Consider the following 7,950-nt stretch of genomic DNA (forward strand, 5'->3'; position numbering starts at 1 on the left):
CATTATAGTCTTTATGCAACTAATGTGAGTTTTCTGTAACCGACCTGTCATCTTAACCCACTGATCTTAAGCTTTTACCTTGTGTGCTGGGACTTAGGTGACGCCTAACCACACATTAGCACCAGTTTGACAGACTCGGTTTTTCTGCGATAATACGTCCTTTGCGCCGATTTGATAATCAGCTTGCGGGCGCGTTACTAAGTACGGCTAAAGCGAGGAGTTTTCCCGCCTCTTTCCGTACCTCACTTTTGATTTTTTGAATTGCGAGGTTGCACATGACTACCACTGTTTTTACATCTGAATCTGTTTCTGAAGGCCATCCTGATAAAATTGCCGACCAAATTTCCGACGCCATGCTGGATGCGATTATGCAGCAAGACCCGCGTGCGCGCGTCGCCTGCGAAACCTTTGTGAAAACCGGCATGGTGTTAATCGGTGGCGAAATCACCACCAGCGCTTGGGTTGACCAAGAAGAATTGGTGCGCAAAGTCGTCAAGGATATTGGCTATGACAGCGCCGACCTGGGTTTTGACGGCGACACCTGTGCGGTGTTAACCGCAATTGGTAAACAGTCGGCTGAAATTGCGATGGGCGTCGATGAGTATGACGACCACGAACAAGGTGCCGGTGACCAAGGCCTGATGTTTGGTTATGCCTCGAATGAAACCGAAGTGTTGATGCCGGCACCGATTTACTATGCCCATCGTTTGATGGAGCGCCAAGCGCAAGTGCGTAAATCCGGCGAATTGCCTTGGTTGCGCCCAGATGCGAAAAGCCAAGTGACTCTGCGTTATGAAAACGGCCAACCGGTAGCAATTGATGCGGTGGTTTTGTCCACCCAGCACGGCCCCGATATTGAAAACGCGGCATTGCGTGAAGCCGTGATGGAGTTAATCATCAAGCCGACACTGCCCGCCGAATGGTTGCACACTAAAACCCAATATCACATCAACCCGACCGGGCGTTTTGTGATTGGCGGCCCAGTGGGTGATGCCGGCTTAACCGGGCGTAAAATCATTGTGGACACCTATGGGGGTATGGCGCGTCACGGTGGCGGTGCCTTCTCCGGCAAAGACCCGTCTAAAGTGGATCGTTCTGCCGCTTATGCCGGACGTTATGTAGCGAAAAATATTGTCGCAGCAGGCCTGGCGGACAAGTGCGAAATCCAAGTGTCTTATGCGATTGGTGTCGCCGAACCGACGTCGATTAGCATCGACACCTTCGGCACCGAAAAAATGGCGGTCGAAAAAATCGAGCAGTTGGTGCGTCAACACTTTGACCTGCGCCCAAAAGGCTTGATTGCGATGCTGGATCTTTATCGCCCGATTTACCAAAAAACCGCCGCGTACGGTCACTTTGGTCGTGAACTGCCTGAGTTCACCTGGGAAAAAACCGATAAAGCCGACGCCCTACGCGCCGACGCAGGTTTATAAATTGACAAGGGTTTAGTCATCGGCTGATGTACGCGTTCACCCACTACACCGACTCCTTCGATTTTGCTGCGCAAAAGAGGCGTCGCTGGTGTAGAGGTGAAACGCGACGGGTGCAGAACCTTGTGTGCAAATAAAAGATAAACCGAGAGCACTTGGCGTGCAACATACAAAACAGGACGTAAGTCATGAAATCACAACAACAATACCCACAAGGCTTTAGCCTAGAATGTTTTCCGCCACGCACGGCAGAAGGCAGTGACAAGCTTAACCAAGTGATTGATGAGTTAAGTGTGCTCAACCCTGAGTATATCTCCGTCACTTACGGTGCAGGTGGCACCACCCAAGAAAAAACCCTTGAAACCGTCACCCACATTCAGCAAAACACCCGCTTTGACGCCGTGCCACATTTAACCTGCATTGGCGCGACCAAGGACAGTATTCGTGCGTTATTAAAAACCTATCAAGACCTCGGCATTAAACGCATTGTTGCGCTGCGCGGTGATATGCCCTCCGGCATGATGGACCCGGGCGAGTTTAAATACGCGGCTGATTTGGTTGCCTTTATTCGCCAAGAAACCGGTGATCAGTTCATACTCGAAGTCGCTGCCTACCCGGAAACCCATCCGCAAGCGCGCAATTGCGACCAAGGCATCAAACACTTTAAACACAAGGTCGATCAAGGTGCCGATGCCGCGATTACCCAGTATTTCTTTAATGCCGACAGCTATTTCTACTTTATTGATTCGTGCGAAAAAGCGGGCATTGATCTGCCGATTGTGCCGGGCATTATGCCGATTACCAATTACGAGCAGTTGATTCGATTTTCCGCCATGTGTGGCGCCGAAGTGCCGCGTTGGTTGAAATGTCGTTTAGAAAGCTTTGATGAAGACACGGCCGGTTTGCGTGCCTTTGGTCAGGACTATGTTACCCGCCTTTGTCAGCGCTTGCTCGATAACGGCGCGCCCGGCCTGCATTTCTACAGCATGAATAAAACCCAGCCAACACTCGATATAGTGCGCGATCTCAACTGGCGCAACGACAACATGCAGCTGTAAGTCTGCAATCTAATCGAGCCAAGCGATGCGTATTCCACGGTTTTATTTAGCAGCGAGCTATCAACCAGGCCTGGTGATTGAGCTAGACAAGGATCAAGCGCACTATGCGCTGACCGTGTTGCGGCTAAAAAATGGCCATCAAATTCAAGTGTTTGATGGCCAAGGCCAACAAGCCGATGCTCGCCTGCAGGTGATAGGTCGGCGTGATGCGCAAGTGGTGCTAGGTGACACCCTAACCAGGCCTGGTTGCGAATCCCCGCTCAACACCTTGTTAGTGCAAGGCATTTCACGTGGCGAACGCATGGATTATAGTTTGCAAAAAGCAGTGGAATTGGGTGTCAGCGCAATTCAACCGGTGTTTACCGAACGCTGCGAGGTCCGACTTGATGAAGACAAGGCTGAAAAACGCCGCCAACAGTGGCAGGCTTTGGTGATTAGCGCCTGTGAACAATCCGGCCGCTGTGTGGTGCCGGAAGTCAAACCGCTGATTACCCTCGAACACTGGTTTGCTGAAAACCCACACCAACCATACCCCAAGGGCACGCGGGGCCTGGTGCTTGATCCTTACAGCACAAAAACCCTCAATGAAGTCGAAAAGCCAAATTTAACGCAAAGCCTCGCATTACTCATCGGCCCCGAAGGCGGCTTGACCGACCAGGAAGTCGAGCAAGCACAAGCGCAGGGTTTACAAGGCATACGACTTGGACCACGCATTCTGCGCACCGAAACCGCCGCCCCGGTCATCCTCAGTTTACTGCAAGCGCGCTGGGGCGATTTTTTTTAAAACGATTGCCAATCCATTTGCACCAGATTACGCGCGTGCTTATTGAACACTAAGCCCAGTTGGTGAATCTGTTTGCCGTTTTGTTGTTCGGCCAGATATTTTTGTGCATAGTGCTTAGCTTGGATCTGCGCCAGCGCCGGGTTGGGTGTTTGCGGTTGAAAGCTTTCGCTTTTGTCGAGCTTGATTTCTGTCACGTAAATCTGATCACCCAGCTTAATCGTTATATCCGCTTGACCATGATGGGTTATATCTTCGGGGATAATGGTGGCGTTAATGCTGCATAACCAGGCATACAAGACGGACGCGTAATAGCCTTCGGCATCCGGCAAATCGTTTTGAGTAAAATTGCGCCAGGGAATCGCGGCAAACAAGGATTCTATTTGCTGTTGAATCGCAGAAAAGTCGGCGGACTCAAAGGCATCAAAAAGACTATCTTGTCGATGCAAACGCTGTTCCGATTGCGTTTGACTGTACAGACTCGCAAAGTGATCCGCTAGTGCCTGCTGAACTTCAAAATTCGGTACTTTTAAATGGAAACGTAGCCGTTGACGTTTTTCACTGGTTTTAGCGATCGTTAAATACCCGGCTTGGAATAATAAGGTAATTGGATTAATCTGCTCGACATCGAACGAATCCAACACATCCTCACCCACTTCAAGATTGGACAAATCCGGTAAAAAATAACGCTGTTTACGAAACAGCTTGAGTAGAAAACCGGGGTTGCCGGTTTCAAACCAGTAATTACGATAGGTTTTGTTTTTGTTGATAAACAATAAAATATCGAAAGGGTTATACACCGGTTCGCCTAAAAACTGATAACCGTTATACCAGTCTTTGAGTTTAGCCCAATCCACACCGGCTAAATGTTCAGCAAAGTCAGTCTCTAAATCATGTTGAGTGTAGCCACAAATAGCAGCAAAGCGTCGATCAAGCGTGATATCTTCGAGTTGATTCATGCCACTAAACAAACTGACCTTAGAAAACTTCGTCACACCGGTCATAAACACAAATCGCAAATGCGCGTCTTGCGCCTTGAGCACGGAGTAAATGTTTTTTAAGCCTTCACGCATTGTCGCGGCCAATTCGGGTTGGTCGATGTTATCCAAAATCGGCTTGTCGTATTCATCGACCAACACCGCCACTTTTTGTCCATAGTGTTGAGCGGCTAGTTGAATCAATTGCGCCAGACAGCCTGCCGGGTCTTGAACTGTAAACTCTGCGCATTCAATATTTAAGCGAATTTGGTTTTCGCGCAGCAGGTTATAAATCGCCTGGTCGAGTTCGGCACGCGATTCAATAACACCGTTAGCGAAATTAAGATGGATCACCGGATGGGTTTTAGAGAAATCCCATTTGTCTTCAATATACAAGCCTTTAAACAAGGCCTTATTGCCTTCAAACAGTTCTTTGAGGGTATCGACCAGCAAACTTTTACCAAAACGACGCGGACGCGACAAAAAAAACCGCCCGGCACTGGTCACCATTTGATGAACCAATGGCGTTTTATCGATGTAAACATAATTGTCTTCACGAATCGCGCTAAAGGTTTGAATACCAATCGGTAGTTTTTTGAGAGTATCTTCCATCGCAAGTGTCCAGATAAAGCGAAGCTAATGCCAACATTCTAACACAATGCCCGACAACCAATTCACCAGGCCTGGGCCGTGTTTATCACACTCTAGACCTTAGGATAGTGGCACACCTCACACCCTAAACCCTCCAAAAGGCTTTAATTGACAGCGACCGGACGCGCTTCAGCGGCTCTAAATGCACTAGCAGAACCTCTTAAGGATACATCTAATACCAAAGTTTGCTCTTCACCAAAGCCTCGGAAACCCACCTTCATGACGTTGCCTGCCATTAATTGCGCCATCACATCGTCACCAATATTACCTATTACGCGACAACCATCGGCCAAACAGGTACTAAAAGGTAGGCCAATTTCATCATTCTCATCAACCTTAAGTACGATTCCTGCCAATAAATCAAGTCCCAAGGGAAAAGTCATGTTCATGCGAGCTTGATCACCAGCATAAAAAACCATCACCTCGAGCAATCGCATACTTTGCTCACCCTGTTCAAGATCTAACGTTTGCAGTGCTCGACAAGACTTATCACCCTGCTCAGTGCATACCAATTGCCAGTCGCCAAAAGTATTGGCCAACGTCCACGCTGCACCTTGGCTAGGTACGGCGATGTGAGTTGAAGGATTCACAGCATAAACTTGCCCTACTGACACCAAACTTAGCAGGCCTGCTGCCATAAAAAGTACTAATTTTTTCAAGATAATCTCCACTATTCAACACTCAAAATAAATAGCTTGCACTAAACCACAGCCTTGGATCAGCTTGCTTATTATCGGAATTTGCATTACCACCAGTTACTTTCCATGCTGAACTAAAATCAACATTAAACCCGTTTAAATTATAACGAAGTCCTAGCCCAGCTCCTGAAATAGTACGTCTCTCATCATCTAAACCACCTCTTGGTGTAGACCCTAAATCATAAAATAGATAAGGACTTAGATAGTGATTTAAGGTGTGCCGTAATTCAAGCTTGGTAAGCCAGCCTGTTGAATCAGCACCTTCACCACTAGGGAAGGCTCGTACACCATTTACACCACCTAAGGAAAAGGATTCAGAACTATCAAGATTTCTATCAGGCGTATCTTGAGTGATAAAAACACCAAAAAAATTAGTGTTATTTGACAACCTTTGAACTCTAGATAAGTTCAAATTTGTTTTGGAAAAAGAGTCAAGCACCTCAAATCCTTCACTGTTATTCTGCCGTAACCTTCCAGTTGTGAACTGCACGCTACCAAACAGAATACCCCCACCCAAAAAGTTGTCTCTGTTATCAAACTGAATTGCTAATGGAATAGACTTTACAGTTTTGTTTTCTATGAAATTAAAACTTTTTCGCTCATCCTTTAACTCTTTGTAGCTATAGCTTACCGATGCAACAACATTGGTTTGTTGACTTCGCAACACAGGGTAACTTAACCCCAAACTTGATACCTTAGCTATACCAGTTGCCCCAAGAGCAGCAAAGTCAGCACCTAACTCATATTCTGTTTGAGAATAACTGGTGTATCCCTTCAATCCTGAATAGCCTATAGGGATACTGTAGCTTATTTGCCCAAGAACCAATTCTTCATTAGAGTATAGAGCCGTTAAAGAAACTTCGTCACCAACAGTAAATAGTCTCGCATAACTAAAATCCGCTTTAATTCGGTACTCACCACTAAAGCGACTGCCATGATTATCAACACCAATTGATCTTTGCATTCTTGGAGCTTCACCTACCCGTAAATCTAAATCACCGGCCCCCACTATTTCGCTTGGACGCATCACTGGAACTACTGCTATACCAGGAATATCTCCAATGATAAGCAATTTCCTTTCTAGTGACCTAGATTCAATTACATCACCTGTATTTAAGCCACGAATATAAGGAAGTGCAAAATCAGCGAGCTCTTGCTTACCAGTAGCATTAATATTGCCATATCGCCCTTCAATAACTTGAATGACAAGTATTCCCTTACTCATATCTTGTGCAGGAATAATTGCACTTGCGAACGGATAGAAATTAATACGATAATGTGAACTTACTTTATTAGCTAAGTCACGCAGTCCTGCCAAATCATAATGTTGACCTAAAACATCCCCTAAGACGACTAATAACTCAACATCACTAAATACCGTATTATCTAAAAATTTAATATCATTCAGAAGAACCTTAGGTCCACCTGGTTGTGTTTCAGTGAGTGGACGAGAATCAAAGTCTATAGCCGTTGAAGAATCAAGTGGCTGAACTGATTGTGGCATGCTATCTTGAAAAATTCTTCCTGAATCTGGTACCGTTTGCGCAACCACAACTAGCGATGTGCTCAAGAAAAACGTCGCTACACTTAGTGGCATCAAAAATAAATGTTTTGTAAGCATTGGTTACGTCTCTTTCTTATTAATCAATTTGCTTACTGCTTGTAAAGAGATAAGGTGTGCATATATAGCAACCAAGTAGCCTTTATTTTTAAAATCAATAAAAGTTTCATTTGGCAAATTATTCAGTCTCTCTTCATTAATCACAAAAGCACCGCGTATTGTTTTATTGGATTCACTTTCGTTATAGTTTATATCTATTGGCTTCAAAAGATTTTTTGCAACAAGATCAGCAACAAAACTATCAGTATTACTTTCAATTATATTAATTTCGCCCAAAAAATTTTGAACACTAATTAATGTATCTGATGGTTGTCCATCAATGAATAATGCTTGAGCACCCTCATCCTGACTAGTCGCTGATAAACGACCAGAAGATTCATCAAAACATACAACTAACTTATTATCGTCACCAGACTTTACTAGTGAAAAAGGATATCGACGAATTAAAGCGGGAATATAACCACCAATCCAATCACCATGGTTATTCACAAATATATTTTCACCATGATTTAACCCCATTAACATAACAGGAATAAAGCCTTCATCGTTTGATTGCTCAATAAACAAAATTGGAGCTTGAGGTGAAACCTGAACAAATTCAGGCAACATCACTTTAATAAGATGGGTGTCAGCAGCAAAGTGAAAAGATTGACTGGGCTGTAAACAAAAGTTTTGGTGAACTTCTGAATTTAATGCGGTTAAATTCCTGAACATTGATAACCTCTTTTAATATT

At 45.2% G+C, this 7,950-nt stretch carries 7 protein-coding genes; 3 read left to right on the plus strand and 4 right to left on the minus strand.

Going from position 1 to position 7,950, the window contains the following annotated elements; all coding sequences use genetic code 11:
- Nucleotides 1–275: 275 nt before the first annotated feature.
- The 3 genes from metK (at nucleotide 276) to BM293_RS08190 (ending at nucleotide 3,272) form a co-directional block, all read left to right on the plus strand.
- A complete protein-coding gene (gene metK / locus BM293_RS08180; protein WP_093448300.1) occupies nucleotides 276–1,433 on the plus strand; it encodes a methionine adenosyltransferase in 1,158 nt (385 codons plus the stop codon).
- Nucleotides 1,434–1,618: 185 nt separating this feature from the next.
- Nucleotides 1,619–2,488: a methylenetetrahydrofolate reductase [NAD(P)H] gene (gene metF, locus BM293_RS08185; RefSeq protein ID WP_093448302.1), complete on the plus strand. Its 870-nt coding sequence runs from the start codon at nucleotides 1,619–1,621 to the stop codon at nucleotides 2,486–2,488.
- 25 nt (nucleotides 2,489–2,513) lie between these two features.
- Nucleotides 2,514–3,272: a 16S rRNA (uracil(1498)-N(3))-methyltransferase gene (locus tag BM293_RS08190; protein WP_093448304.1), complete on the plus strand. Its 759-nt coding sequence runs from the start codon at nucleotides 2,514–2,516 to the stop codon at nucleotides 3,270–3,272.
- Here BM293_RS08190 and BM293_RS08195 read toward each other — a convergent pair.
- From BM293_RS08195 to BM293_RS08210, 4 genes are all read right to left on the minus strand, one after another.
- Nucleotides 3,269–4,858 carry an ATP-binding protein gene (locus tag BM293_RS08195; protein WP_093448306.1) on the minus strand — a complete coding sequence of 530 codons (1,590 nt, stop codon included), beginning with the start codon at nucleotides 4,856–4,858 and terminating at the stop codon, nucleotides 3,269–3,271. The two genes, BM293_RS08190 and BM293_RS08195, sit on opposite strands and share 4 nt — an antisense overlap.
- Before the next feature lie 143 nt (nucleotides 4,859–5,001).
- On the minus strand, nucleotides 5,002–5,556 hold the full coding sequence (locus BM293_RS08200; protein ID WP_093448308.1) for an invasion associated locus B family protein: 555 nt from the start codon (nucleotides 5,554–5,556) through the stop codon (nucleotides 5,002–5,004).
- A 22-nt stretch (nucleotides 5,557–5,578) separates the two neighbouring features.
- Nucleotides 5,579–7,216, minus strand: a complete 1,638-nt coding sequence (locus BM293_RS08205; protein WP_093448310.1) for a ShlB/FhaC/HecB family hemolysin secretion/activation protein — start codon at nucleotides 7,214–7,216, stop codon at nucleotides 5,579–5,581.
- Nucleotides 7,217–7,219: 3 nt separating this feature from the next.
- A complete protein-coding gene (locus BM293_RS08210) occupies nucleotides 7,220–7,930 on the minus strand; it encodes a SapC family protein (protein WP_093448312.1) in 711 nt (236 codons plus the stop codon).
- Nucleotides 7,931–7,950 lie beyond the last annotated feature (20 nt).

Source organism: Thiomicrospira sp. ALE5 (genome assembly GCF_900112445.1).
In the GTDB taxonomy this organism is placed as follows: Bacteria; Pseudomonadota; Gammaproteobacteria; order Thiomicrospirales; family Thiomicrospiraceae; genus Thiomicrospira.